The sequence below is a fragment of the Pseudomonas sp. GL-R-19 genome (assembly GCF_019956375.1).
Classification (GTDB): Bacteria; Pseudomonadota; Gammaproteobacteria; order Pseudomonadales; family Pseudomonadaceae; genus Aquipseudomonas.
In genome coordinates, this window is record NZ_JAHBDJ010000012.1 from 12,785 (window position 1) to 36,905 (window position 24,121).

Annotated in this window: 24 protein-coding genes, 1 tRNA gene and 1 pseudogene; 16 read left to right on the forward strand and 10 right to left on the reverse strand. The window is 57.3% G+C overall.

The features are described 5' to 3' along the window. The first annotated feature begins 2 nt into the window (after positions 1 to 2). From KGA83_RS07830 to KGA83_RS07845, 4 genes are all read left to right on the forward strand, one after another. Positions 3 to 860 (forward strand): phage tail protein, encoded by an 858-nt coding sequence (locus KGA83_RS07830; RefSeq protein WP_223529391.1) that lies wholly within the window; start codon positions 3 to 5, stop codon positions 858 to 860. Beyond that, positions 835 to 1,041, forward strand: a complete 207-nt coding sequence (locus tag KGA83_RS07835; protein WP_057716592.1) for a tail protein X — start codon at positions 835 to 837, stop codon at positions 1,039 to 1,041. Before KGA83_RS07830 ends, KGA83_RS07835 begins: the two co-directional genes overlap by 26 nt. A 52-nt stretch (positions 1,042 to 1,093) precedes the next feature. Then, positions 1,094 to 2,128, forward strand: a complete 1,035-nt coding sequence (locus tag KGA83_RS07840) for a phage late control D family protein (RefSeq protein WP_223529393.1) — start codon at positions 1,094 to 1,096, stop codon at positions 2,126 to 2,128. A gap of 202 nt (positions 2,129 to 2,330) precedes the next feature. Continuing rightward, entirely contained in the window at positions 2,331 to 3,125 is a 795-nt protein-coding gene (locus tag KGA83_RS07845) for a DNA adenine methylase (protein ID WP_223529394.1), read from the forward strand. 169 nt (positions 3,126 to 3,294) lie between these two features. Here the strand turns inward: KGA83_RS07845 and KGA83_RS07850 are convergent, their stop codons facing one another. The 4 genes from KGA83_RS07850 to KGA83_RS07865 form a co-directional block, all read right to left on the reverse strand. Continuing rightward, positions 3,295 to 3,801 (reverse strand): HEPN domain-containing protein, encoded by a 507-nt coding sequence (locus KGA83_RS07850; RefSeq protein ID WP_223529396.1) that lies wholly within the window; start codon positions 3,799 to 3,801, stop codon positions 3,295 to 3,297. Continuing rightward, entirely contained in the window at positions 3,798 to 4,937 is a 1,140-nt protein-coding gene (locus KGA83_RS07855) for a DUF262 domain-containing protein (RefSeq protein ID WP_223529397.1), read from the reverse strand. Before KGA83_RS07855 ends, KGA83_RS07850 begins: the two co-directional genes overlap by 4 nt. 1,254 nt (positions 4,938 to 6,191) lie before the next feature. After that, positions 6,192 to 6,401, reverse strand: coding sequence for a hypothetical protein (locus KGA83_RS07860; RefSeq protein WP_223529398.1), 210 nt, complete (start codon positions 6,399 to 6,401; stop codon positions 6,192 to 6,194). A gap of 207 nt (positions 6,402 to 6,608) precedes the next feature. Next, positions 6,609 to 6,696: transfer RNA gene (locus tag KGA83_RS07865), tRNA-Ser, on the reverse strand. A gap of 123 nt (positions 6,697 to 6,819) precedes the next feature. Here KGA83_RS07865 and KGA83_RS07870 point away from each other — a divergent pair. Continuing rightward, the gene (locus KGA83_RS07870) at positions 6,820 to 7,491 is read left to right on the forward strand and encodes a Bax inhibitor-1/YccA family protein (RefSeq protein ID WP_108219910.1); all 672 of its coding nucleotides are present in this window, start codon (positions 6,820 to 6,822) and stop codon (positions 7,489 to 7,491) included. A gap of 59 nt (positions 7,492 to 7,550) precedes the next feature. On the opposite strand, the gene KGA83_RS07875 is transcribed toward KGA83_RS07870, so the two are convergent. Together KGA83_RS07875 and KGA83_RS07880 are read right to left on the reverse strand one after the other, a co-directional pair. Then, on the reverse strand, positions 7,551 to 7,880 hold the full coding sequence (locus KGA83_RS07875) for a YceK/YidQ family lipoprotein (protein WP_108219909.1): 330 nt from the start codon (positions 7,878 to 7,880) through the stop codon (positions 7,551 to 7,553). Between the two features lie 56 nt (positions 7,881 to 7,936). Beyond that, entirely contained in the window at positions 7,937 to 8,374 is a 438-nt protein-coding gene (locus tag KGA83_RS07880) for an Lrp/AsnC family transcriptional regulator (protein WP_057396958.1), read from the reverse strand. 136 nt (positions 8,375 to 8,510) lie between these two features. On the opposite strand from KGA83_RS07880, the gene KGA83_RS07885 reads away from it, so the two are divergent. Then, positions 8,511 to 9,404 (forward strand): DMT family transporter, encoded by an 894-nt coding sequence (locus tag KGA83_RS07885; protein WP_115947819.1) that lies wholly within the window; start codon positions 8,511 to 8,513, stop codon positions 9,402 to 9,404. A 15-nt stretch (positions 9,405 to 9,419) separates the two neighbouring features. Here the strand turns inward: KGA83_RS07885 and KGA83_RS07890 are convergent, their stop codons facing one another. After that, positions 9,420 to 10,460, reverse strand: coding sequence for an FUSC family protein (locus tag KGA83_RS07890; RefSeq protein ID WP_108219907.1), 1,041 nt, complete (start codon positions 10,458 to 10,460; stop codon positions 9,420 to 9,422). A 44-nt stretch (positions 10,461 to 10,504) separates the two neighbouring features. Further along, positions 10,505 to 12,130 carry an NADP-dependent glyceraldehyde-3-phosphate dehydrogenase gene (locus KGA83_RS07895; RefSeq protein ID WP_108219906.1) on the reverse strand — a complete coding sequence of 542 codons (1,626 nt, stop codon included), beginning with the start codon at positions 12,128 to 12,130 and terminating at the stop codon, positions 10,505 to 10,507. Positions 12,131 to 12,515: 385 nt separating this feature from the next. Between KGA83_RS07895 and KGA83_RS07900 the strand changes: the two genes are divergently transcribed. The 10 genes and pseudogenes from KGA83_RS07900 to KGA83_RS07945 all read left to right on the forward strand — a co-directional run bounded on the left by KGA83_RS07900 (position 12,516) and on the right by KGA83_RS07945 (position 21,160). Next, a complete protein-coding gene (locus KGA83_RS07900) occupies positions 12,516 to 13,403 on the forward strand; it encodes a Dyp-type peroxidase (RefSeq protein ID WP_223529399.1) in 888 nt (295 codons plus the stop codon). Positions 13,404 to 13,413: 10 nt separating this feature from the next. After that, a pseudogene (locus KGA83_RS07905) lies at positions 13,414 to 13,539 on the forward strand (gfo/Idh/MocA family oxidoreductase); the annotation flags it as partial. Between the two features lie 214 nt (positions 13,540 to 13,753). Continuing rightward, positions 13,754 to 14,506 carry a GntR family transcriptional regulator gene (locus tag KGA83_RS07910; protein WP_108219904.1) on the forward strand — a complete coding sequence of 251 codons (753 nt, stop codon included), beginning with the start codon at positions 13,754 to 13,756 and terminating at the stop codon, positions 14,504 to 14,506. Next, on the forward strand, positions 14,503 to 16,233 hold the full coding sequence (locus tag KGA83_RS07915; RefSeq protein WP_223529401.1) for a fumarate reductase/succinate dehydrogenase flavoprotein subunit: 1,731 nt from the start codon (positions 14,503 to 14,505) through the stop codon (positions 16,231 to 16,233). Before KGA83_RS07910 ends, KGA83_RS07915 begins: the two co-directional genes overlap by 4 nt. Before the next feature lie 25 nt (positions 16,234 to 16,258). Continuing rightward, complete coding sequence (locus KGA83_RS07920) at positions 16,259 to 16,504, forward strand: ferredoxin family protein (RefSeq protein WP_003180418.1); 246 nt, start codon at positions 16,259 to 16,261, stop codon at positions 16,502 to 16,504. Between the two features lie 238 nt (positions 16,505 to 16,742). Further along, the gene (locus KGA83_RS07925) at positions 16,743 to 18,149 is read left to right on the forward strand and encodes an ABC transporter substrate-binding protein (protein ID WP_223529403.1); all 1,407 of its coding nucleotides are present in this window, start codon (positions 16,743 to 16,745) and stop codon (positions 18,147 to 18,149) included. 146 nt (positions 18,150 to 18,295) lie between these two features. After that, positions 18,296 to 19,078 (forward strand): ABC transporter permease, encoded by a 783-nt coding sequence (locus tag KGA83_RS07930; protein ID WP_115947822.1) that lies wholly within the window; start codon positions 18,296 to 18,298, stop codon positions 19,076 to 19,078. Next, complete coding sequence (locus tag KGA83_RS07935; RefSeq protein ID WP_223529405.1) at positions 19,078 to 19,926, forward strand: ABC transporter ATP-binding protein; 849 nt, start codon at positions 19,078 to 19,080, stop codon at positions 19,924 to 19,926. The genes KGA83_RS07930 and KGA83_RS07935 overlap by 1 nt, the downstream gene beginning before the upstream one ends. After that, positions 19,923 to 20,885 (forward strand): HEAT repeat domain-containing protein, encoded by a 963-nt coding sequence (locus KGA83_RS07940; RefSeq protein WP_115947824.1) that lies wholly within the window; start codon positions 19,923 to 19,925, stop codon positions 20,883 to 20,885. The genes KGA83_RS07935 and KGA83_RS07940 overlap by 4 nt, the downstream gene beginning before the upstream one ends. After that, positions 20,882 to 21,160, forward strand: coding sequence for a DUF971 domain-containing protein (locus tag KGA83_RS07945; RefSeq protein WP_223529406.1), 279 nt, complete (start codon positions 20,882 to 20,884; stop codon positions 21,158 to 21,160). Before KGA83_RS07940 ends, KGA83_RS07945 begins: the two co-directional genes overlap by 4 nt. Before the next feature lie 313 nt (positions 21,161 to 21,473). Here KGA83_RS07945 and KGA83_RS07955 read toward each other — a convergent pair whose 3' ends face one another. Together KGA83_RS07955 and KGA83_RS07960 are read right to left on the reverse strand one after the other, a co-directional pair. Further along, the gene (locus KGA83_RS07955) at positions 21,474 to 22,823 is read right to left on the reverse strand and encodes a KamA family radical SAM protein (RefSeq protein WP_177413273.1); all 1,350 of its coding nucleotides are present in this window, start codon (positions 22,821 to 22,823) and stop codon (positions 21,474 to 21,476) included. A 162-nt stretch (positions 22,824 to 22,985) separates the two neighbouring features. Then, a complete protein-coding gene (locus tag KGA83_RS07960; RefSeq protein ID WP_115947826.1) occupies positions 22,986 to 24,113 on the reverse strand; it encodes a pyridoxal phosphate-dependent aminotransferase in 1,128 nt (375 codons plus the stop codon). Positions 24,114 to 24,121: the final 8 nt, after the last annotated feature.

Consider the following 24,121-nt stretch of genomic DNA (forward strand, 5'->3'; position numbering starts at 1 on the left):
TTATGGCGGATGAAAAGACCTACCTGCAGCACCTGCAGGGCGGGCTGAAATACATGGTCGACGCGGGGGAGGCCGGGCGCACTGACCTCGAGTCGATGACCGGGCCCATGAATGGCGCGCTCAATGAAATCAGTGGGGCGGCCGATGCGCTGGAAGGTCTGCCCTTTATCAGCGAAGACCTCAGTGACAAGACCCGGCGTCTGCAGGATGCGATCAACTCGGCGCAGGCCAAGATTGGCAAGGTCGCCAGTTACTACAACCAGACCCAGCGTGCGCTGGCCCAGTTTGAAGAGCACTTTTCCGCCCTGACCGAACAGGTCGGCCGCTTTGGCGCGGCGTTCAGCAAGGTGGCCGGTAAGGCCAATGCTGCGTTGGGCAACATCCTGCCCACGGAATGGTTTGCCGGCGACATGACGCCGATTCCCGACGCGGTGAAGCCGTTCCCGCACCTGCTGATTCTCTACCCGCTGAAAGCCAATGAGCGACCGTACTACTTCAACCTGGACACGGCGGCCTTTGACGAACTGCGCCGGCAGACGTCGTTTCGCTGGGCCGCGCAGGAACGCCTGACCCGGCGGCCGGCGCAACAGGCGGTGGGGCTGGGCGAGGAAAAAATCACCATCAAGGGCGCGATCTACCCGAGCTTCAAAGGTGGGCTGAAGCAGCTGGATACGCTGCGCAGTATCGGTGCCAAGTTGCTGCCGCTGAACTTGACCACCGGTTATGGCGAGGTGTTGGGCAACTGGTGTTTGACCAATATTGACGAAGAGCAAAGCGCCTTGCTGCCCGGGGCGATCCCGCGCAAGCAGGGCTTTTCATTGGAGTTTGTCCGCTATGGCGATGACCTGCAGAACAGCTGACGGGGATCTGCTCGACACCCTGTGTCACCACTATTACGGCCACCTGAACCGCAGCGTCGAAGCGGTGCTGGCGGCCAATCAGGGCTTGGCCGATGAGCCGCAGCCGTTCCGGGCCGGTGTGTTGATCACGCTGCCGGATCTGGTGGTTGAGACCGATAGCGTGATTTCACTGTGGGATTGATCCCGCTACCCAGCCCGCCGAGTGCGGGCTTCTTCTTAACTGGGATACCACTATGCAACCGCTGTTTCGTATCGTCGCCGATGGCGCCGACATCACCACCTTGATCAACGATCGGTTGGTTTCGCTGCAGCTATCCGATCGGCCCGGCATGGCCTCGGATTCGTTTGAGCTGCGCATTGATGACCGTGACGGCGCGGTGTTGCTGCCCGTGCGTGGCGCGAGTATCGAGGTCTACCTTGGTTATGCCGGGGCCGATCTGACCCGCATGGGCCGCTACACCGTGGATGAGGTGGCCGTCTCCGGCCCGCCGGACACCCTGGTGATCAGCGGCAAGGCCAGCGACATGCGCGGCAGCGGCAAGACCACGCGCAGTGGCAGCTGGGAGGATGTCAGCTTGGCGCAGATTGTGGGCGACGTGGCGGTGCGCAATGGCTGGCAGCCGTCGTGCTCGGTTGATACCCGGGTGCCGCGCATGGATCAGCTCAATGAGTCGGACTTCAATTTCATCACCCGGGTGGCCAAGAAGCACGACTGCACCGCCAAGGTGGCCGACGGCAAGCTGCTGGTCTTGCCGCGACAGGGCGGGCAGAGCGCCAGTGGCAAGGCCTTGGCGGTGATCACCCTGCAACGCAGTGACGTGACCCGCTGGCAGTTTCGTTTGAGCGACCGCAGCGCACATCAAGGGGTCAGCACCCAGTACCAGGACTCCGCCAGCGGCGAACTGCTGATTTCGCACCTGGACAACCCCAACGTGCCCGAAGGCCTGCCACCGGTGCACACCGATCGCCATCTCTACCCGGACCGCACGGCGGCCGATGAAGCGGCGAAGGCACGCCTGGCCGCGTTCAATCGCTCGACGGCCTCGGTGCGTCTGGATCTGCCAGGGCGAACCGACCTGTTTGCCGAAATAATGATTGAGGCGCAAGGCTTCAAGCGCGGACTCGATGGTGAATATTTGGTGGAGTCGGTGGATCACACCTTCACCCCGTCCGGGTGGACGGTGTCGGTGGAGTGCAATGGCGGCAAGGAGGGCAAGGCCAAGGCCTCAGGCAAGCCGCAGAAAGTCGTGCTTGAAGTGGCCGATTGATTGTCCGGGCGTGTGAGTCGCCCCGGGTCAAAAAGGGTTTAACACCGAATTAAAAGGAGCGGCCAGTCTGGATGCGTCAACATCCAACCTGGCCACCGTCCCCGCAGAATGTCCCTGCAAGTCCCGCCAAGGCTCCTGCTCTGTGCACAAAGCACAGTGAGCCTAGCACCTGTTTATTTATACAGTAAAGGTCTTGCTCTCTATGTCTTCACCCATCATCCCTTGGATGGGCGGCAAACGCCGCCTGGCCGATCGTCTTATCCCGCTTTTTCCACCCCACGAATGCTACGTCGAAGTCTTTGCCGGCGGCGCCGCGTTGTACTTTATGCGACCCCAGGCCGCGCCGGTGGAAGTGCTCAACGACATCAACGGTGACCTGGTGACGTTGTATCGCGTGGTGCAAAACCACCTCGAAGAGTTCGTGCGTCAGTTCAAGTGGGCGCTCAGTTCGCGCCAGGTGTTCGAGTGGCAGAAGATGACCCGCCCGGAAACCCTCACCGACATCCAGCGCGCCGCCCGATTCTTTTACCTGCAGCACCATGCCTTCGCCGGCAAGGTCTCCGGGCAGACCTTCGGTACCGCGACCACCACCCCGTCAATCAACTTGCTGCGCATCGAGGAAAACCTTTCAACCGCCTGGCAGCGCCTGTCCGGCACCTACGTGGAAAACCTGCCCTGGCTGGAATGCGCCGAACGCTACGACCGGGCGCACACCTTTCACTACATGGACCCGCCTTACTGGCAGAGCGCCGGTTATGGGGTGGATTTTCCGTTTGAGAACTACGAGCGCATGGCCGACTTCATGCGCCGCTGCAAGGGCAGGGTGATGGTCAGTATCAACGACCACCCGGACATTCGGCGGGTGTTTGAAGGGTTCCATTTCGAGACATTGGACATTCGCTACAGCTCTACCAACCAGCGACAAGGCAAAGCCGAGGTGAGCGGGGAACTGGTAATTATGAATTGGGAGCCGGAGGTGATGGGGCGTTTATTTTGAAGCGGAAGTAAGTCTCTGTTTGGTTCTAGAGCTAGAAGCGTCTGATGCAAAGTACTTGTCGTAATGTTTTTGAGAGCGACTGGAAGGGTGTGTAATTGTTGGTTTTTGATATCAACTAATCTCGTGCAAGATTAGTTGATATTTATTTTGGTTGAGTCGGAGCATGCGGTTAGGCTTGCTCGTAGTCGTAGGATACACAGTTATCTAATGCTTTTAGGACGTCAATTGAATCATTAAAATTCTGAATGATATTTGATATGTCTAGGTTTGGGCTTCCGCCGTGAGCAAACTCGTTTCGGGCATCCACTAGGCACGTGAGCGCACCTTTTAATTTTGGCTTATCGGCAAAAGCGATTAGTTCATCGAAGCGTCCGCGCCATCTGTCATCAAACTCAGATAACATATTTTCAATTGCTCCTAGTTTGGGGTTCATGGAGCTGTCTCGCACCTTACGCTTTATGAAATTTTTAACATGTGACTGACTATCTTGATCAACTCTGTCGGCAATGATTTGCTTGAATCCAACCTCGATACAACCCGTTGCACGCATTACCGCATATCTTTTTAAGTATGGGGTTGGCCTGGCTTCCTCTCCATTTCCTACGATGAACGCTCTAATTCCCTCAAGTTCGTCAGCACATGCTTGAATGAAACTTTCAACCTCTCTGTTATTCATTTTGCCTCACCATTGAATAGTGAGTAATACATGTCCGCTACCCTGGCGCGAATGTTTGGTACTCTCATTGTTTCTTGGGATAAAAGCCTTTGGTATTCTGGGAGGCGCAAAAGTTTCATGCGTCTTTCCTCAAGGCCTCGGGTGTATTTTTCAGCTATTCCTTCTCTAATTCCCATATCGACAGAAATCATTACAGAGTCAAATATAGTTGGACTGAAATTAGGTACTAGACGTTTGTCGTCAGAAGGAGAGATGTTATGGAATGCAGTAATGCCGATATTTGAGTGTATGTAATCTACTGTTGATAAAAATCTGGATTTAAATTCACCGCAGAACTTTTCGTCGTTTACTGAGTCCATGAACCGATTTAGATGTTGCTTCAAGGATATTCGTGCGGGACTTTTATCGTCTTGCTGTATGTAGTCAGACGAAAGAGCAAAGAATCTGAGGATGACCTCAAGATCTCTCATTCGTGCATCTTGAATCGGCTTTCCCCAAAGTTGTCTCCATGGCTTATGCTGGTTAAGTTCAAATAAAAGCGTGTTCATCGGTCCCTGATATACGCAGTTTCTTATTTCCTGTGGAAGAAGAGATCTACCGCTAGAGTTTATTCTTTCAAAAACTTGGTAGAGGCTTGTGTCTCCATCGGCTGGATGTTTCTGCATGAAAATAATAGCGTGTATAGTCGTGTTTCTTATTTTTCGCTGATCTTCTGGAGATAGTTCCAGGAAGGTTTTTCCCATCCATTTCTCATGTATCTTGCCGCTTCGTGAAAGCTTGAATATTGACCCGTCTTTAGAGAAGATTCCTTTGACGAAGTCTCTGACGGTCATCAATCGTTGATAGCCATCAATTATTAATAGTTTTTCGTCGCTCGTCTTGGCAAGGAAAATACTTGGGACGGGAAGTCCAAGTAACACCGAATCTATGAATCTAGAAGCTTCCGCCTTATCCCAGACATAGTTTCTTTGTAGTTCTGGTTTAACTAACTCGTCGTCATCATAGCGCGCGATTAGCTCTCTGAAGCTTAAATCAGCCCCCCAAGATGAGATGTCGAATAGATCATCATCACTGTAGAAGTCATCTTTTTCTTCGGCTGGGATGTCAATGTCGTTGTCGATTATAATTTCTTCCATTACGAAATCCTTAGATTTTCTAGAAGCCTTCCACGTTGGTCGGCAGGTCCAATCAGTACCAGGCAGAAGCTAAAAGACTAGAAATGGGTGTAGATACTGACACCTAGCCATCATGCCTAAAGGAGAGACTAACTCCTGGCATATGAAGCTGAAAAGGGAAATATGCGTGAGGGAAGGTGCGGTCCCGGCAGCCAGCGGAAGCGGGTCGAATCCCTATCCAAGCGTTATTCCTGGATAAGGCTAAATGACCGCAATCGACTCGTTACAGGCATTCATAACGTTAGAATTCACCCGCTGCCGAAGGCAGTCCAGTTCAATGAATGGTTGGGTTTCGCTTTACAGCTTATGCAGTCTGCAGAGTTTCGAGAGGTTTCCTAGCTTCAGTAAAAGCTCGGGATGCGATTCAGCTCGTGGCGCGCGTTTTGCGTCGGGGGGCACAAGCCTAACGCTTACGTTCTCTGCACGGAACGCATCTCCAACTGGCACAGCGAAGCGGTACTCGCTTTGCCACTCAAATGATTTTGGCTTTCGCATAGAGATTCGCTCTGGGAGAGCCCAGTCAACGATGGGTGGTTCGTGCCACTCGTAATAGCATACTTGCTGATGTATGAGTTGATTGGCACGGAGCCACCGCCGTAAGGATAGAGAAGCCCGGAGACGGGTCAAGAACTTTACTGGTTCAAGAATTTCAACCGCTACCTCGGCCTCGAAGCGTTGAGCGATGCTGGAGGAAAGCTCCGTGCTCATGCAATAGACGAATATTTCGTCTTCCTTGGCCGTTGCCTCCAGCCTATGTGGCAAGGCAACGGATTCTCCGCTTGCAACTATAGTCACCTTCAGGCCATCAGAAGGGCAATGAACAAGGGTACCCTCCTTTTCGTCAGCACGAACGCCTTTGTCCTCATAGTCTCGGAAGTACGATAGCGCTCGGAAAAGCACCTCACCTCTTTCAACGAAGGCATGTGCATTTCTCTCTGAGAAGTAACGAATGAGCGGGGGCATGCGAAACCTAAAGTTGGAGTAATTTGTTTTGTGCGGGCATCCATCATCGGATCAGGTCGTTTATAGGATGCAGTGCGTAGCTTAGGACAAAATAGGGCAAAACAGAGGCCGTGGGATGCCGCTTTAGGCTCTGCTAGCGAAACGTTATCCCGATTTCAGTGGCCTCAAGCGGTGTATGAGGTGGTCGGAAGGGGCTCGAATCCCTCCTTCACCGCTATATCAGCAACGCATCATGAACTTAAGTCTGGGAGTTCACTCCGGCGCCATGAGCACTGCGAGTGTCATCTTGATGAACTCATCATTTCGGTCGATCGTGTCCAGGGCGCCGCGCACGTTGTCGGCGACGTCGGCCGACCCACGCTGCTCAACCCAGTTTGAAAGCTCCATGATGGCGGCCTCAAGCGCGAGCTGGTTTTCGTTGATCTTGAATAGCAGGGAAGGGAGTAGGTCTGAGTTTGGCATCGTGAATCCTCCGTGGAGGTTTCAGCGTAGCAGCAGGATTTCTCGGATGGTGATCGGGGGGGTTGGCAGGATGCGGGAAGGCGGGAAAAACGGAATAGTTTTGTAACGCCACCCGAAAAGTTTTGTAACGCTTCGGGTGTGGTCGAATTTTCGCCAAACCCCAGAAACGACAAAGCCCTGAATAATCAGGGCTTTGTCGTATAAAGATGGCGGAGGCGATGGGATTCGAACTCATGGACCTGTTACAGTCGACGGTTTTCAAGACCGTTGCCTTAAACCACTCGGCCACACCTCCGTTTGCGTTGCGGGCGCCATAATACCTGAATGAAACACACTGTCAAACTCTCTGCGTAGCTTGTTACAGGGCGTCTGTTATGATCTTTGCGACTGAACGTTTCAAACCAACAGGAGTGTCGCCATGCGCGAACAGGATTACGCAGTTAATAACAGCGTGCAGGCTGAGCAGCTAGAGGTTAGCCGCGTCCTGCGCAACACATACGGCTTGCTCGCCCTGACCCTGGCATTCAGCGGTGTGACAGCCTACGTTGCCCAGCAGATGCATGTTGGCTACCCGAACATTTTCGTGGTGCTGATCGGCTTCTACGGTCTTTTCTTCCTCACCAACAAACTCCGTGATTCGGCCTGGGGCCTGGTGTCGGCATTTGCCCTGACCGGCTTCATGGGTTTCCTGCTGGGCCCGATCCTCAACCGTTACCTGGGTATGCAGGGCGGCGCTGAAGTGGTCAGCTCGGCGTTCGCGATGACCGCGCTGGTGTTCGGCGGTCTGTCGGCGTATGTGCTGATCACCCGCAAGGACATGAGCTTCCTCGGTGGCTTCATCACGGCAGGCTTCTTCGTGCTGCTGGGTGCGACGCTGGCGGGCATGTTCTTCCAGATCAGCGGTTTGCAACTGGCGATCAGCGCAGGATTCGTGCTGTTCTCCTCGGTCTGCATTCTGTTCCAGACCAGCGCCATCATTCATGGCGGCGAGCGTAACTACATCATGGCTACCATCAGCCTGTATGTATCGATCTACAACCTGTTCGTCAGCCTGTTGCAGCTGTTCGGCATCATGGGTCGCGATGACTGATCGTCGGCATTGAGTAAAAAACCCGCCCAGGCGGGTTTTTTATTAGCTGAAATTCAGGGTTACTCGACAATGACAATGCTGCCATCGGCTTGCTGGCGGTAGATGGTGTAGGGCAGCAGCAGCGTATCCATCGCTCCGGACACGACCACGTCGAGCAGCACAATAGCCGGGGCGAAACTATGTACCTGCGCGTCCCGACCCTCTTCGAGGGGCGCATTCAGGTAGCAAAAATCGTAGGTCACGCCGCTATAGATTCGCGGTACCGCACCGCAATAACTCTTTTGTTCCTTGAGGCTTTTTGCGGCCGTTTCGTCACTGCGTACAACCGTCTGAATCGTGCCACAACCCGCCAGCATCATTGCCACGAGTAGCATTGCCTGAGTTTTCATGCCGTCAATCCTTCGCCGGAAACCGTCAATCTACTTCAGGCTGAAACAAATATCACTCACGCCATGGGCGGCAATCGGCGCTTGACCGGAGTTTTCTTGACGATCGCCGTATTGGTTTCCGCGAGGGTGTTGAGGCGGTCGAGCAGGGTGTCCAGTTGTTCCATCGAGCGCACATGCAGACGCGCGATGAAGCAGTCGTCGCCGGTGACCTTGTCGCACTCGGTGAATTCGGGAATGGCCATGATTTGCCGTTCCACTTCCTGCAATTGCCCCGGCAACGGGCGAATACGCACGATGGCTTGCAGTTGATAGCCAAAGCATTTCGGGTCGATTTCAACGGTGTAGCCCTTGAGCACGCCGCGTTCTTCCAGGCGGCGCAGACGCTCGGCAACGCTGGGGGAGGACAGGCCGCTGATTTGCGCCAGGGCCTTGAGCGAGCGTCGCGAGTCTTCCATCAGGGCCGTGATCAGCACCTGGTCGATGTCATCGGTCATGGCGAAATCCTCTGTTAGGCATTTATTCAAAACGGCCTTTATAAAAAAGGCAGATCCCGAGTTTAGCCTGCTTTTTGCTCTGGAGTAGCCCCCAGGTGCATTGGCATACTTTGGCCACAAACACAGGAGTCTGATAATGGACAAATCCCTACGCCGCGGTTCGTTCGAAATGACGGCCGCCATGCTGATCTCCGGCACCATCGGCTGGTTCGTGCTGGTGTCCGGGCAACCGGTGCTGGACGTGGTGTTCTGGCGCTGCCTGTTCGGTGCCGGCACCTTGCTGCTGATTTGCGCAGCCTTCGGCTTTTTGCGCCCCGGCATTTTGACCCGCACCACGTTCTTGCTCGCCGTGCTCAGCGGTGTGGCGATTGTCGGCAACTGGGTGTTGTTGTTCGCGTCCTATTCCCGGGCGTCCATTGCCATCGGCACTGCCGTCTATAACGTCCAGCCGTTCATGCTGGTCGGGCTGGCGGCTTTGTTCCTCAACGAAAGGATCACCGCGCAGAAACTGACCTGGCTGGGCGTTTCGTTTCTCGGGATGCTGGCGATTGTCAGTGCCCATGGCAGCCAGGGCGAGAGCGGCAGCGATTACCTGACGGGCATTGCCTTGGCGTTGGGTGCGGCGTTTCTCTACGCGATTGCGGCGCTGATCATCAAGCGTTTGACCGGCACACCGCCGCATTTGATCGCGCTGATCCAGGTCAGCACGGGTGTGTTGTTGCTCGCACCATTCGCGAATCTTTCGGTATTGCCGCAGGCACCGAGTGCGTGGGCCAGCCTGGTGACGCTGGGCATGGTGCACACTGGTGTGATGTACGTGTTGCTGTACGGTGCGATTCAAAAACTGCCGACTGCGCTGACGGGGGCGTTGTCCTTCATCTACCCGATTGCGGCGATTTTCGTCGACTGGTTTGCCTTCGGCCATCGCCTGGAGCCGCTGCAATGGATCGGAGTCGCGGCGATTCTGCTGGCCGCTGCCGGCATGCAACAAGGCTGGTCGCTGAAGTTTCGGCGCACGGTGACGCCGTAACCCGCTAGCCAGGCGTCAGATGTTCCAGCGCGGCGCATTGCTGGCCAGTCGCTGGCGCATCTCGCCGACGTTGGCGGCCAGTTGTTGAGTCAGCAGGCGATAGCCGTCCAGCGTGTTGTAGACCGGCGCATCGAGGCTGACAAGGGGCACATCCACGGGGCGATTGAGCCGCTGGGCCGCACCGGATTTCAACGCCCGGGCCATGCCGATCAATTGCACTCGAATCTGTCGATGCTCGGCTTTCAATGCCGTTTGCAGGAGCCTCATCGCCTCGGGATCATTGGCATCCGGTCGGGTATTGCCGAGGATTTCCAGGGTGCTGACGCACATGCGCAGATTGCGCTGGATGGCATCCAGCTCGGTCATGGAAATCTTCACTTCCTTGGACACCGACGGCATCAGTGAGCGAAGTTGCACCATCACCGCGTTCAGGCGGGTCATGAGCTTGAGGTGTTCGTCGGCAGTGATGGCCTGGCCATCGATGATGCGCCCGTAGACTTTCGCGCAATCACGCAGCGCATCGGCCAGGTTGTAGCGCCAGGAATACACCGCGTACAGCGGCAGGGCGAAGGAAAACGCCAGGGCCAGGGCAATGCCGATCAGGATATCCACCCCGCGCCACAAGCCATCGGTGACCGGGTTGTCGCCGTGCCCGGCGACGATGAACACGGTAATCGCCGACAGCAGCGCCGTGTAACCCCCCTTGCCGATGGCGTGATAAGAGAAAAACCCACAGACCACCGACATCGCGAAATAGGTCAGCCAGGGCATCCCGAGCCAGGCCTGTTGTGCCACCAGCGCCAGGCCGACGCCGGCGCCGATCAAGGTGCCGATGGCACGCTCGGCGGCTTTCTTGCCGATGTTGCCGTGATGCTGCAAGCCGCCGATCACCACCAGCATCGTCACCGACGCCCACTCACCGTGGGGCAGATGGATGCCGGTGGTCAGCAGGATGGTCGCCAGCAATCCGAGCGACACCCGCACCGCATGGATCACCCGGGCATGGCGGTAGCGCCGGTACGGGTCCAGCAACGGACGCAGCAGTCGGCGCAGCAAGGGTGGCAGCCGATGGGCTCTGGATGTACTCAGGCTGGCTCTCCTCAGAAGATGTAGTCGGTGGTCAGGAAGCTCGAACTGCGGCCGCTGATGATCTCGCTGATCAGGTCCTTGTTGGTCTCCTGGAACTTGGTGGCCACCAGGGTGCGGATCGAAAACACCCGCAGTGCGTCATGGACCGACAAGGTGCCTTCGGCCGAGTTCTTGCGACCATTGAAGGGGTAGGTGTCCGGGCCGCGTTGGCATTGGGCGTTGAGGTTGATGCGTCCGACCTGATTGGCGAAGGTGTCCACCAGCCGGCCGACCGCCACCGGGTTGGTGCCGAAGATGCTCAACTGTTGGCCGAAGTCCGACTCCAGCACGTAGTCGATCACGGTGTCCAGATGACGGTACGGCACGATGGGGATGACCGGGCCGAACTGTTCTTCCTGATAAACGCGCATCTGCGGCGTGACCGGGTACAGCACCGCCGGGTAGAAGAACGACGCACGAGCCTCACCACCGTTGGGGTTGACCACTTTGGCGCCCTTGCTTTCGGCATCCGCCACCAGAGAGTGCAGATAGTCGACCTTGCCCGATTCCGGCAGTGGCGTCAGGGCCACGCCGCTTTCCCAGGGCATGCCGGGTTTGAGGTTGGCGAGCCTGGCATTGAATTTGTCGATGAAGGATTCGACCACGTCTTCGTGGACAAACAGGATCTTCAGCGCGGTGCAGCGTTGGCCATTGAATGACAGCGAGCCGGTCACCGCCTCACTGACCGCATTGTCCAGATCCACTTCCGGCAGGACTATCCCTGGGTTTTTCGCATCCAGGCCCAGTGCCGCGCGCAAGCGGTGGGGTCTCGGATGGAGTTTTTTCAGGTCGCTGGCGGCCTTGTTGGTGCCAATGAAGGCAAAGATGTCGATCTTGCCGCTGGCCATCAGCGCACTGACCGTCTCGCGGCCGCTGCCGTAGATGACGTTGATCACCCCGGCCGGGAAGCTGTCGCGAAAGGCTTCCAGCAGCGGGCGAATCAGCAGCACGCCGAGCTTGGCCGGCTTGAACACTACGGTGTTGCCCATGATCAGCGCCGGGATCAGCGTGGTGAAGGTTTCGTTCAATGGATAGTTGTAAGGCCCCATGCACAGGGCGACGCCCATCGGCACGCGACGGATCTGGCCGAGGGTGTCCTGTTCCAGTTCGAAACGGCTGGAGCGGCGGTCGAGTTCTTTGAGCGCATTGATGGTGTCGACGATGTAGTCGCAGGTGCGGTCGAACTCCTTTTCCGAGTCCTTGAGGTTCTTGCCGATCTCCCACATCAGCAGCTTGACCACGGCGTCGCGCTGCTCGCGCATGCGCCCCAGGAAGGTTTCGACGTGCTGGATGCGCTCGGCCACGCGCATGGTCGGCCACAATCCCTGGCCGCGGTCGTAGGCGCGCACGGCAGCGTCGAGGGCGGTCAATGCGGTCTCGGCATCGAGCAACGGCGTGCTGCCGAGGATCACTTGCTCGTCGCCATCAGCGCCGGTCAGGTACACCGGGCTGCGGACCTGGGCCAGTGGCCCGTTCCAGGTTTTCAGTACGCCATCGACCAGGTACTCACGCTGCTCGGACTGGCCGTCAAGGCGGTACTTTTCCGGGATGTCGGCGGGGCTCGGGAACAGGTTCTGGAGACTATTGGCTGTGGTCATGTCGCTACCCCTCTGGATTGGATAATGCACTGATGAATCGTTTTAGCAGACCTCAGCAACCCTTGTCATGACTCATTTCAGCGTTTTGCCGCACAGCGTGAAGGATCGCGGATTCATCGACCCCTACGGTCATGGCCTCAGAGGTGCCCCTTGTTGGCCGGGCAGCCAATGAGAGGACAACCATGCGGGCAAGCCGATCAACTGAAAAGCCTAGCCTTTGTTTGGCCATGGTGGGGGGCGTCTTTGCGGCGTTGCTGGCGGGGTGCGTATCGCCACAGAAGCCCGCTCACCACAGAAGCCTCTTTTGCCACAGGTTCCTGACCTCTGACGGCACACAAACCCTCGTACTGCGGTTAAACTCCATGCTCTTTTTCAAGGAGTTCATATGAGCTATTACCAGCCGGGCATTCTCGCCACCCCCGTTCCGCCTCAAGCCCGCCATATGTTCTTCGCCCTCGAATCCGTCGAGGCATTGCCGGTCGCGCTCGACAACTTGATGCAACTGGTGGACGGGAAATCGGCTGTCGTCGGCTTCGGTGAATCGCTGGTCAAAGCGCTGCACGTTCAGATCGATGGCCTGCGAACCTTTCCGGCATTGACCGGTGTGGGCGTCGAAAATCCGTCGACCCAGCACGCGCTCTGGTGCTGGCTGCACGGTGAAGACCGTGGTGAGTTGCTCAACCGCAGCAACGTCATCGCCGCCGCGCTGGCCCCGGCGTTGCGCCTGGTGCAGATGAACGAAACCTTCCGCCACATGACCGGCCATGACCTGACCGGTTTCGAAGATGGCACCGAGAACCCCCACGACGCAGCTGCCGTGACCGCCGCCCTGGTGGGTGAGGGCGTGGATGGCACGGTGGGTGGCAGCTTCGCCGCGATCCAGCAGTGGCAGCATGACTTGAAAGGTTTCCATGGGCTGTCGGCGGATGAAAAAGACAACATCATGGGACGGCGCTTGAGCGATAACGAAGAGATCGACGACGCGCCGGTTTCCGCCCACGTCAAACGCACCGCCCAGGAAAGCTTTGCGCCTGAGGCCTTCGTGGTGCGCCGTTCGATGCCGTGGATCGAAGGCGACCGCGCCGGCCTGATGTTCCTGGCCTTCGGTTTTTCCCTCGACGCCTTCGAAGCCCAACTGCGCCGCATGAGTGGCCTGGAAGACGGCATCACCGACGGTCTGTACCGCATCAGCCGTCCGATTACCGGTGGCTACTACTGGTGCCCGCCGCTCAAGGATGGTCGACTGGACCTGCGCGCATTGCGCGTCGGCTAAGCAGCCCGCACACATTCAGTGGCACCACGTAATGGGCATGAATGCGCATATTCGTGGTGAGGCGCAGCACCCGGCCGTGGCCGGGGAAGCGCTGAAAACCGGTTGGGTCATGGATCAGATCCTCAAGCGCTGCTGATCCCTCAGACCACACACAATCTCCTGTAGGAGCTGCCGGAGGCTGCGATCTTTTGATCCTGGCTTTAAAAAACAAAATCAACAGATCGCAGCCTTCGGCAGCTCACAGTTTTGGGTTGCATCGCGCATCTAACCTTATGCGCATTCGGTATTTCTCAAGCGTGTAATAACCTCTCTAAGATCACGTCATAACTCGTTATAACAAGTGATCTGCCATGACCGATAACGTTCTATCCCTGAGCAGCGTCCCGTTGCATACCCAGCTGCGAGACGTGCTGCGTACCCGCATCCTCGACGGCAAATACCCGCAAGACAGCCAGATGCCCTCCGAAAGCGAGCTTGGCACGTTGTTCAAGGTCAGCCGCATCACCGTGCGCCAGGCCTTGGGTGACCTGCAAAAAGAAGGGCTGATCTTCAAGATCCACGGCAAAGGCACCTTCGTCGCCAAGCCGAAAACCTTCCAGAACGTCAGCACCCTGCAAGGCTTGGCCGAGTCCATGACCGGTCGCGGCTACGAGGTGATCAACCGCCTGCGCAGCTTCAAATTCATTGCCGCCAACAAGCTCGTCGCCGAGCGTTTACAGGTCGCCGAAGGCGAGGTTGTGGCGCAGGTCAAACGGTTGCGCCTGATCAACCGCAAGCCGATTTCCCTGGAGATCACTTACCTGCCCAAGGCCATTGGCGAGCGCCTGGAAAAAGCCGACCTGGTCACCCGCGACATTTTCCAGATCCTGGAAAACGACTGCGGCCTGGTCCTGGGGCACGCCGACCTGGCCATCGATGCAGTACTGGCCGACAGCGACCTGACCCGGGCGCTGAACGTCGAACCTGGTTCACCCATCATGCGCATTGAGCGCCTGACCCACGATGTCGACGGTTGGCCGCTGGACTTCGAACACCTTTACTACCGTGGCGATGCCTTCCAGTACCGCCTGCGGATCGACCGGCAAAAAGGGGAGCAGGCATGACGCGCAGCACGCTGGAGCAGGAATACGACATCGTTGTGATCGGCGGTGGCACTGCCGGCCCCATGGCGGCGATCAAGGCCAAGGAACGCAACCGCGACCTGCGGGTGTTGTTGATCGACAAGGCCAACGTCAAGCGCAGCGGCGCGATCAGCATGGGCATGGACGGCCTGAACAACGCGATCATTCCCGGTCACTCGACGCCTGAGCAATACACCAAGGAAATCACCATCGCCAACGACGGCATCGTCAATCAGGCTGCGGTGTACGCCTATGCCACCCACAGCTTCGAGACGATCGAGCAACTGGACCGCTGGGGTGTGAAATTCGAGAAGGACGAAACCGGCGACTACGCGGTGAAAAAGGTCCACCACATGGGCGCTTATGTGTTGCCGATGCCGGAAGGGCATGACATCAAAAAAGTCCTGTACCGGCAGTTGAAACGCGCGCGAGTGAGCATCACCAATCGCCTGGTGTGCACGCGTTTGCTCAAAGACGAAGAGGGCGCAGTCAACGGCGTGATGGGCTTCGACTGCCGCACGGCGGACTTCCATGTGATCAAGGCCAAGGCGGTGATCCTCGCCTGCGGTGCCGCCGGACGCCTGGGGTTGCCGTCCTCCGGCTACCTGATGGGCACCTACGAAAACCCGACCAATGCCGGCGACGGTTACTCGATGGCCTACCACGCCGGGGCCGAACTGGCGAACCTGGAATGCTTTCAGATCAACCCGCTGATCAAGGACTACAACGGCCCGGCCTGCGCCTACGTCACCGGCCCCTTGGGCGGCTACACCGCCAACAACAAGGGCGAACGCTTCATCGAGTGCGACTACTGGAGCGGGCAGATGATGTGGGAATTCCACCGGGAGCTGGAAAGCGGCAATGGCCCGGTGTTCCTCAAGCTCGATCACCTGGCCGAGGAAACCATCCAGAACATCGAAGAGATCCTGCACAGCAACGAGCGTCCGAGTCGCGGCCAGTTCCACGCCAATCGCGGCACCGACTACCGCACGCAGATGGTCGAGATGCACATTTCGGAAATCGGCTTTTGCAGCGGGCATTCGGCGTCGGGGGTGTGGGTCAACGAGAAGGCCGAGACCTCGGTCAAGGGCTTGTACTCGGCCGGTGACATGGCCGCCGTGCCGCACAACTACATGCTCGGTGCGTTCACCTATGGCTGGTTTGCGGGTAACAACGCAGCGGATTTTGTCGCCGGGCGTGAGTTTTCTGCGTTGGATGCCGCGCAGATCGAAACCGAAAAACAACGTGTCTACGCGCCGCTGGACCGCGAACACGGCCTGCCGCCAGCGCAGGTCGAATACAAGCTGCGGCGCTTCGTCAACGACTATCTGCAACCGCCGAAAGTGACGAAAAAGATGCAGATCGGCCTGCAACGCTTCAGCGACATCCAGCGCGACCTCGACCAGCTCAAGGCCCATAACGCCCACGAACTGATGCGCGCCATGGAAGTCAGCATGATCCGCGACTGCGCCGAAATGGCCGCCCGCGCTTCATTGTTCCGCGCCGAAAGCCGTTGGGGGCTGTACCACCATCGCGTCGATCACCCGCAACGCAACGACCGCGACTGGTTCTGCCATTGCCACCTGAAGAAAGACCAAAACGGTTTGATGAGCAGTTTCAAGAAGGCCGTCGAGCCTTACATCATCCCGCTGGATGCCGACGAGATGCAGGCCTACGACCGGCTGCGGGTCGGTGCCGATGCGGCTTGATGCGACTACAAAAGAGAGACCGAACATGGCTTACCAACCCCAGGAAATCTTCTTCCGCTCCAACGCACCGGTCACGGTCGATGAGGACAAATGCATCGCTCACAAAGGCTGCACCGTGTGCGTCGACGTTTGCCCGATGGACCTGCTGGCGATCAACCCGGCTACGCAAAAGGCCTATATGGCGTTCGATGAATGCTGGTACTGCATGCCCTGTGAAAAGGACTGCCCGACCGGGGCGGTGAAAGTCGAAATCCCGTACCTGCTGCGCTGAAACACAATCACAAATGTGGGAGCGAGCCTGCTCGCGAAGAGGCCGGCACAGCTGGCATCTTCATCGACTGACAAGACGCTTTCGCGAGCAGGCTCGCTCCCACAGTGGATCGACTGCAGACACCCAAAAACGCCATCCGGCACCACCGGACGCCTGATTCACAACACCCCTCGTTTCCCACCACGCCCTGATCGTGGCGGAGACGAACATCCAATAAATGATTCGAGGGGAAACACTCATGATGTTGCGTGCAGCTTTGGCCGGTCTGGTACTGGCTTCATTCACCCTGTCGGCCTCGGCCGAAACCATCCGCATTGCCATCGGCACCCAGGACACCACCATCAACTGCGCCGCCGGAGGCCTGTTGATTCGCGAACTCGGGCTGCTGGACAAATACCTGCCCCACGATGGCCCCTACAAAGATGCCCAATACGAGGTGCAGTGGAAAAACTTCACCAGCGGCGCCCCCCTGACCAACGAAATGGTGGCCGGAAAACTCGACTTCGGCGCCATGGCCGACTTCCCCGGCGCGTTCAACGGCGTGGCGTTCGAAACGGCGGGCAAGCACAGCCTGTTCATCAGCGTGCTGTCGGGCAGCATCAAGGGCAGCGGCAACGGCATCGTGGTGCCCAGCGCATCGAGCGTGCAGTCGCTGGCAGAGCTGAAAGGCAAGACCATTTCCGTGCCGTTCGCTTCCACCGCCCATGGCATGCTGCTGCGCGCCGTCGCGGCCCAGGGCTGGGACCCGCTCAAGGACGTGAACATCATCGCCCAGCCGCCGGAAGTCGCCGGCTCCGCGTTGCAGGCCGGCAAGATCGATGCTCACGCTGACTTCGTGCCCTTCGCCGAACTGTTCCCCAGCCGGGGTTTCGCCCGCAAGATTTATGACGGCGCCCAGGCCAACGCGCCGACCTTCCACGGTGCGCTGGTCGATCAGGCCTATGCGCAGAAGTACCCGGAAATCGTCGTCGCTTACCTGCGGGCGAGTATCGAAGCCAACCAGCTGCTGGCGGCTGAGCCGGAGAAGTACAGCGAGTTGATCGCCAAGGTCACCGGGGTCGATGCCGAGGTCAACTACCTGTTTCATGGCCCTCTCGGTGTGCAGACCCGCGACCTGAGCTGGAAGCCGGAATATCGTCAGGCCGTGGGCACCGCCATCGATACCCTCAAATTGTTGAAGAAAGCCGATCGCGGTCTTGATCTCAACACTTTCATCGACGACCAGTACATCCGCGCCGCCTTCAAGGCCTCGAACCTGGACTACAGCGCGCAGCTTGCGAACTACCAGCAGACACCGCTCAAGGCCGTCGATGCCGCCAGCGGCCAAGCCATCACCGACTTCAGCCACGTGGCGGAAATCTGGGTGCGCGGCGAGCCGAAGGTTCGCCAGTACGCCTCGGCGCAAGCGGCGTTTGCCGCGCTGGCAGCCCTCAAGCAGGAAGGCAAAAACATCCGCGCGGTGTACGCCCAGGCCAGCGACAGCGGGATCAAGTTGCTGGCGGACCAGGCGTGGTTTGCCACCGATGGAAAAGGGCAACTGAGCGCGTTCCTGCTCAAAGGCCAGGCCCAGCAGTTCGCCACGGCCCAGGGCGGCAAGGTCCTTGATTTCACCGATGCCACAGCCCAGGCCGTGGCAGTGCGCTAACCGGCAAAACACTACAACCCCCTGTAGGAGCGAGCTTGCTCGCGATGGTCGTTAACGATAACGCATGTCTACTGACGAAACGCGGCGTTCTTGAGTCCATCGCGAGCAAGCTCGCTCCTACAGGAGGCGGGTTAAGAGGAATAATTGTGTACCGATCATATTCACGCTGGATCCCCAGAGTCGCATCCTTGCTGCTCTGCCTGCTGTTCTGGCAACTTGCCGCCAGCCACCACTGGAACCTTGGCCTGGTGACCTTCGCCAACGTCCCGACACCCGTGGCGGTCATTGAAGCCGCCCTCGGCCTCGGCGACTCGGGCAAGCTCGCGCAGCACCTGGGCAGCAGCCTCGGCCGGGTGTTCGCCGGTTACCTCGCGGCGCTGATCATTGGCGTTGCCCTGGGCCTGGCCATCGGCCGCTCGAAATGGGCCGAAGATCTGTTGCTGCCACCCCTGGAAGTGCTGCGTCCGATCCCGGCGGTGGCGTGGATTCCCCTGGCGATCCTGATGTTTCCCTCGTCGGAGCTGTCGATGGTGTTCATCACCTTCACCGGCGCACTGTTCCCGATCCTGCTCAACACCGTGCACGGCGTCGAAGGCGTCGACCCACGGCTGATCGCCTCGGCGAAAAGCCTCGGGGCAGGGCGCCGGGCCATCCTGCTGGAGGTCATTCTTCCGGGCGCTGCGCCGAGCATCATCACCGGCCTGGCCATCGGCATGGGCACCTCGTGGTTCTGCCTGGTGACGGCGGAAATGATCTCCGGCCAATTCGGCATCGGCTATTACACCTGGGAGTCCTACACCATCCAGAACTACGCCGACATCGTGGTCGGCATGTTGCTGATCGGCGTGCTCGGGATGGGCTGCAGCCTGTTGATCAAGCGTCTGGGCGGGCTGTTCACACCCTGGCATCGACCACGAGGAAAAGCCTGATGAGCGTTTTTCAACACCTGCAAGGGCGTATCGATATTCACGGGCTGTCGATCAGCCTGGGCGAGGGCGACACTGCCTTCGAAGCGGTGCAGGGCCTCGACTGCCAGATCGAGCCGGGGCAGTTCGTGTGCATTCTCGGGCCGTCCGGTTGCGGCAAATCGACCTTGCTCGGGGCTCTGGCCGGCCACCTGGAACCGCGCACCGGCACGCTGAATGTCGATGGCGCAGCGGTGTCGGGCCCATCGCCCCAGCGCGGCATGGTGTTCCAGCAGCACACGCTGTTTCCGTGGCGCACCGTGCGTGACAACGTGGCGTTCGGCTTGAAAATGCGGGGCGTCGGCAAGGCTGAACGGCACATGGCAGCGGATGAAATCCTCGCACTGGTGGGCCTCGAAGGGTTTGCCGGGCGTTGGCCCGACCAGCTCTCCGGCGGCATGCAGCAACGGGTGGAAATTGCCCGGGTGCTGGTCAACCGTCCGCGCCTGCTGCTGATGGACGAACCCTTCGGTGCCCTCGATGCCCTGACCCGATTGAACATGCAGGAACTGCTGCTGGACATCTGGACGAGCATCCGCACCACCGTGGTGTTTGTCACCCATGACATCGACGAAGCGCTGTTCCTCGCCGATCGCCTGCTGGTCATGAGCCCGCGCCCCGGGCGAATCATCGAAGACCTGCGCCTGGACTTCCCCCGGCCGCGCAGCACGGAACTGATGACCCACCCTGAGTTCTCCCACCTCAAGCGCCATTGCCTCGAACTCCTGCGCCACGAAGACGGTCGGCAATTGCCGCGCCTGAACCCGCTCGGACTTCCCCCTGAAAACAAACTGCCGCGATTTGCCCTATGACCTCACTTTTCGATGTAACCGATAACGACGACATTCTGGCCCTGCAACCGCGCCTGACCGATGACGATCCCGGCGTGCGCCGGATCGCACTGATCGAACTGGCCGATCTCGAGGAGCCGGACGGCCTGCAGTGGTTGATCAATCGACTGGCCGAAGACCCGATTGCAGAGGTTCGCGCCGAAGCCGCGCGGTTGCTGGAAGCCTGGGAGGACTCGCCCGTGGTCGAAGCGTTGTGCCAGGCCCTGACGGATCCATCCCCGGCGGTGCAGGCGGCCGCTGCGCAAAGTCTCAGCCTGCTCAAGAGTGAAGCGGCGGGCCGGGTCATCCTGCCGTGGACCGGACACGCCGACAGCGGCGTACGCATCGCCGCGTTCAGGGCGTTGCGCGAGTTGCGTTGCCCCGATGCCGCCGAAGCGGCTGTCCGGGCACTGATTGATGAAAGCGCCAGCGTGCGCCGCGAGGCAGTGGGCGTGCTCGGCTGGCTCAAGCAACTCGATGCCTTGCCGGCACTGGCGCGGTTGGCCAGCGCTGACCCGGACACTGAAGTTCGGCGTGCCGCCACCGGGGCCTTGGGCCTGGCGTCTGACGCACAGGTGCTGCCGGCCCTGCGCCAGGCCTTGCGGGACGCTGCCTGGCAAGTTCGCGAAGAAGCCGCCACCACCCTGGGCAAGGTCGGCCACCCCGACGCCGGCCCGGCCCTGATCGACGCCCTGGACGACGATTACTGGCAAGTGCGCCTGCGCGCCACCCGCAGCCTCGGTCGCTTGCGTTTTGTACCTGCGCTCCAAGCACTGATCGACACCCTCGGCCACCGCATCAGCAACCTGCGCAAGGAAGCCGCGTTGGCCCTCGGCGAATTGAACGACCCAGGGGCCATAGCGGCATTGCAGGACGCGCAAGACGACGGCGACCCTGAAGTGCGCAAGGCCGTGCGCATTGCCTTGAGTCAACTGCAATGAATCCGCTGGCGATTGGCAATTGCCGCAGCAAACGGCAGTTGCGCCTGAACTGGCCGGATGGTCGCGAGCAGGTGTTCGAACACGCCGAACTGCGCCGCCAGTGCCCGTGCTCGCAGTGCCGGGCGTTTCGGTTGCGGGGGGGGGCGCCGATGGTGGATGCGCGGGTCCGGGTGATCGAATTGCACTCGCAGGGGTATGGCCTGCAACTGGTCTTCAGCGATGGGCATGAGCGGGGGATTTATCCGTGGGCTTATCTTGCTGGGCTTACCGACTGAATCGAACTCCATTCCTCATCGGGAGCTGTCGCGGTCTGCGGCAGCTCCCCTATGTGCGCTTCCAGTTGCTTATGTTGCGAATACAACCCGCTTCGGCGTTAAAACCCAAGGCAGGAGCCGTATGCGGTAATTCCGCACGTATGGATCTGTGCGGGGGGTGGCAGGTGACTGCCATTCCTACCGCGACCAGTTGATCTCGCGTCCTGCGGTTATGAAACGCGGATCCATGAAAACCGCGCACAGAGTATAGAGTGGAAGCACATTGTCCCAGCCTGGCAGTTTGATCATCAGCGGCAACGCTGGCAAAAACGGGTTAAGTAACTTCCCTCTCGAAAAAGAACGCAGTCTCCCCAAAAGCCGGTTTTAGTTGATCGAACCACGTAGCATCGGGATCAAATCGTGCGAAGAATGGCCTCTGCACCCAATCCGGGTTTCGTGCTTGGATAAAACGTAAAACAAACACCTTTTCTCCTCGAATTTCAGCTAAACCGCAGACTTCAACTTTCCCCGGATCTGCGCTCATCGAAGGTCCTCTGGCAGTCCTGGCAATACCTGAAACTTGTTTGACCGCGTCCCGGTAAATTTCCCACGCACATACAAGGGGGACTTCAAAATACCGGCGGGCCCCGGTATCACGCTCGATAAACATATAGTAAGGAATAATGCCTAGTTGAATTTGCGTCTGCCAGAGTCGCGCCCAGACGTCAGCTGAGTCATTGATATGAGCCAGCAACGGGCCCTGGCTACGTATTTGAGCGCCTGTTTGTCGAACACGAAGAATAGCCTCTCGAGCAATGGCAGGCTCAAGTTCCGCCCAATGATTATAATGAGCCATTAACGCTAAGTGTTTACCGCTGTTGATGATCTTCCTAAATAGATCAAGAAGTTCACCTGCGTCGCTGTCAGTCACAAACCGCTGAGGCCAGAAAGAAAGCGCCTTCGTACCAATTCGGATAGTGTGGATGTACTCGAATTCAGGCGTCAAAAGAGGTTCTAGGTAAGCACATAGATTGCTTGTCTTCATAACTAGCGGATCTCCGCCAGTAATTAAAACATCAGTCACTTTAGGGTTGGCCCGAAGATAATCCAATAGCTGGGCGTTTTCCTTAGCAGCAATCTTGAGCGATTGGTCACCCGTGAATTGGGCCCAACGGAAACAAAAAGTACAGTAGCTATGGCAAATCTGACCAGCGCTTGGAAAAAAAAGCACAGTTTCACGATATTTGTGCTGGACACCCGTTACTGTCACGCCAGACAGTGAAGGAATATTACGCTCCAGCTGTCCTGCTGGATGGGGATTGAGTCTAGCTCTAACCGCTTTTATCGCGACCTCACAGGATGAGCGGTCGGAATTCCTTAAAAGTAAAGATGCTATTAGATCAAAAGACTCGTTATCCAGCATGTCCTTCTGGGGGAAGGTAAGCTGGTATATAGGGTCGTTTGGAATACTGTTCCAGTCGATCAATTCTTTGATAACATATTCATTGACTCGAAATGGCAGAACGCTTGCCACCACCTTCATCGCCCAAATAGTCCGACTGTCTAATTTAGCAAGCTGAGGAATCTGGTCAATTTGATTCAAGGTATAAACCTTGAAACGTTCAACCTCGAATTTTTTTGTGAGGCTTTCAACACTTACCGCTATATTTTCAATAGTATGCATAATTAGTGACCAATAAAATTTTAGGCCGGAACATAGGTGGCTATAAGATATGGAGCTGTCTTGACTTAAAATAAATGTCGCGACCAACTATAATATCTGATGAAACCATGGAGCCTCCAAGCGACAACGGTTTCCACACTAGTAACACCTGTCGTATGAAAATCAGCGATGGTGGACAAGATCAATAATTCTCCCGCACGCTTCTTTAATTTCAGCTTCATTAACGGAAGCAATAGAGATGCGGATATGGTCCTTCATACCGTAAGAAGACCCTGGCGTGGTCGAAACGGATTTTACATTGAGGAGATCGTCTACAAATTGAGTATCCGAATTCCAAGTAGCACCCAATACTCGGGAAATGTCAGGAAATAGAAAGAAACCACCCTGCGGCCGTACAATGTCAAACGTAGTGCTTAATAATTGATGGCAGTAATAGGCTCGGTGTTGCAACTCATCAACACGTTTTTTAAGAATGCTCTTAGGCAACGCTATAGCTGCCAAGGCGCCGTGCTGCGCAAATGTACACGCATTGTCCGTCATGACGCCCTGAAGCGTGGAGCATCGGTCGATTATTTTTCTATCCGCGAACATATAGCCTATTCTAAAACCAGACATAGAGAACAGTTTTGAGAACGTACGTGTAACCACCAGCAGGCTAGAGTCCGCCATAAGATCCAGAGGGCTAACATATTCACCGCTACCGAAAATGATGCCTTCGTAGGCTTCATCGGAAATGAGTAGAAAGCCAAACTCTTGAGATAACGCCATCAACTCTAGAGTATCTTGCCGACTGAGAGTCAAGCCAGTGGGGTTGTGAGGTGAGTTAATAATCAACGCCTTGGTTTTGAGAGTCACCAACTTGCGAAGTTCAACTATGTCGAGACCCTTATTTCCCATTTTGTAATCGACGGCAATACCTCCGTTAAGTTCTATGTAAGATCTATAGGCGGGCCAGCATGGATTCGGAATCAGAACCTCGTCCGCGTTGGATAATATGCACTTCATCAACATGAACAAAGCCTGGCTTGAACCATTAGAAACTAAAATTTCGGCCGGGTCGCACAACTTACTATGTTGTTGAAAGCATCTCTCGATCAACGCGTTTTTTAAAACATCTATGCCAGTAAGATTACAATAGCCAGTGTGCCCATTTATTAAGGCGTCAATCGTCGCGCGAGAAACTTCCTGCGGGACTTCAAGGTTTAGCTCACCGTCGTGCATCTGAATTAAGTCACGTATTTTAGGACCTTCACTCAAGACCTTCGATAACTGCTGGCTCGGATTTGACATGATTTTCA

Excerpts from the sequence above, each read along its gene's own strand:
- KGA83_RS07840 (WP_223529393.1), top strand. The coding sequence starts at position 1,094 with ATGCAACCGCTGTTTCGTATCGTCGCCGATGGCGCCGACATCACCACC.
- KGA83_RS07860 (WP_223529398.1), bottom strand. The coding sequence starts at position 6,401 with ATGCCAAACTCAGACCTACTCCCTTCCCTGCTATTCAAGATCAACGAA.
- KGA83_RS07955 (WP_177413273.1), bottom strand. The coding sequence starts at position 22,823 with ATGCATACTATTGAAAATATAGCGGTAAGTGTTGAAAGCCTCACAAAA.
- KGA83_RS07895 (WP_108219906.1), bottom strand. The coding sequence starts at position 12,130 with ATGACCACAGCCAATAGTCTCCAGAACCTGTTCCCGAGCCCCGCCGAC.
- KGA83_RS07845 (WP_223529394.1), top strand. The coding sequence starts at position 2,331 with ATGTCTTCACCCATCATCCCTTGGATGGGCGGCAAACGCCGCCTGGCC.
- KGA83_RS07885 (WP_115947819.1), top strand. The coding sequence starts at position 8,511 with ATGGACAAATCCCTACGCCGCGGTTCGTTCGAAATGACGGCCGCCATG.
- KGA83_RS07850 (WP_223529396.1), bottom strand. The coding sequence starts at position 3,801 with ATGAATAACAGAGAGGTTGAAAGTTTCATTCAAGCATGTGCTGACGAA.
- KGA83_RS07900 (WP_223529399.1), top strand. The coding sequence starts at position 12,516 with ATGAGCTATTACCAGCCGGGCATTCTCGCCACCCCCGTTCCGCCTCAA.
- KGA83_RS07835 (WP_057716592.1), top strand. The coding sequence starts at position 835 with ATGGCGATGACCTGCAGAACAGCTGACGGGGATCTGCTCGACACCCTG.
- KGA83_RS07935 (WP_223529405.1), top strand. The coding sequence starts at position 19,078 with ATGAGCGTTTTTCAACACCTGCAAGGGCGTATCGATATTCACGGGCTG.
- KGA83_RS07910 (WP_108219904.1), top strand. The coding sequence starts at position 13,754 with ATGACCGATAACGTTCTATCCCTGAGCAGCGTCCCGTTGCATACCCAG.
- KGA83_RS07940 (WP_115947824.1), top strand. The coding sequence starts at position 19,923 with ATGACCTCACTTTTCGATGTAACCGATAACGACGACATTCTGGCCCTG.
- KGA83_RS07855 (WP_223529397.1), bottom strand. The coding sequence starts at position 4,937 with ATGGAAGAAATTATAATCGACAACGACATTGACATCCCAGCCGAAGAA.
- KGA83_RS07915 (WP_223529401.1), top strand. The coding sequence starts at position 14,503 with ATGACGCGCAGCACGCTGGAGCAGGAATACGACATCGTTGTGATCGGC.
- KGA83_RS07920 (WP_003180418.1), top strand. The coding sequence starts at position 16,259 with ATGGCTTACCAACCCCAGGAAATCTTCTTCCGCTCCAACGCACCGGTC.
- KGA83_RS07875 (WP_108219909.1), bottom strand. The coding sequence starts at position 7,880 with ATGAAAACTCAGGCAATGCTACTCGTGGCAATGATGCTGGCGGGTTGT.
- KGA83_RS07830 (WP_223529391.1), top strand. The coding sequence starts at position 3 with ATGGCGGATGAAAAGACCTACCTGCAGCACCTGCAGGGCGGGCTGAAA.
- KGA83_RS07925 (WP_223529403.1), top strand. The coding sequence starts at position 16,743 with ATGATGTTGCGTGCAGCTTTGGCCGGTCTGGTACTGGCTTCATTCACC.
- KGA83_RS07870 (WP_108219910.1), top strand. The coding sequence starts at position 6,820 with ATGCGCGAACAGGATTACGCAGTTAATAACAGCGTGCAGGCTGAGCAG.
- KGA83_RS07880 (WP_057396958.1), bottom strand. The coding sequence starts at position 8,374 with ATGACCGATGACATCGACCAGGTGCTGATCACGGCCCTGATGGAAGAC.
- KGA83_RS07945 (WP_223529406.1), top strand. The coding sequence starts at position 20,882 with ATGAATCCGCTGGCGATTGGCAATTGCCGCAGCAAACGGCAGTTGCGC.
- KGA83_RS07960 (WP_115947826.1), bottom strand. The coding sequence starts at position 24,113 with ATGTCAAATCCGAGCCAGCAGTTATCGAAGGTCTTGAGTGAAGGTCCT.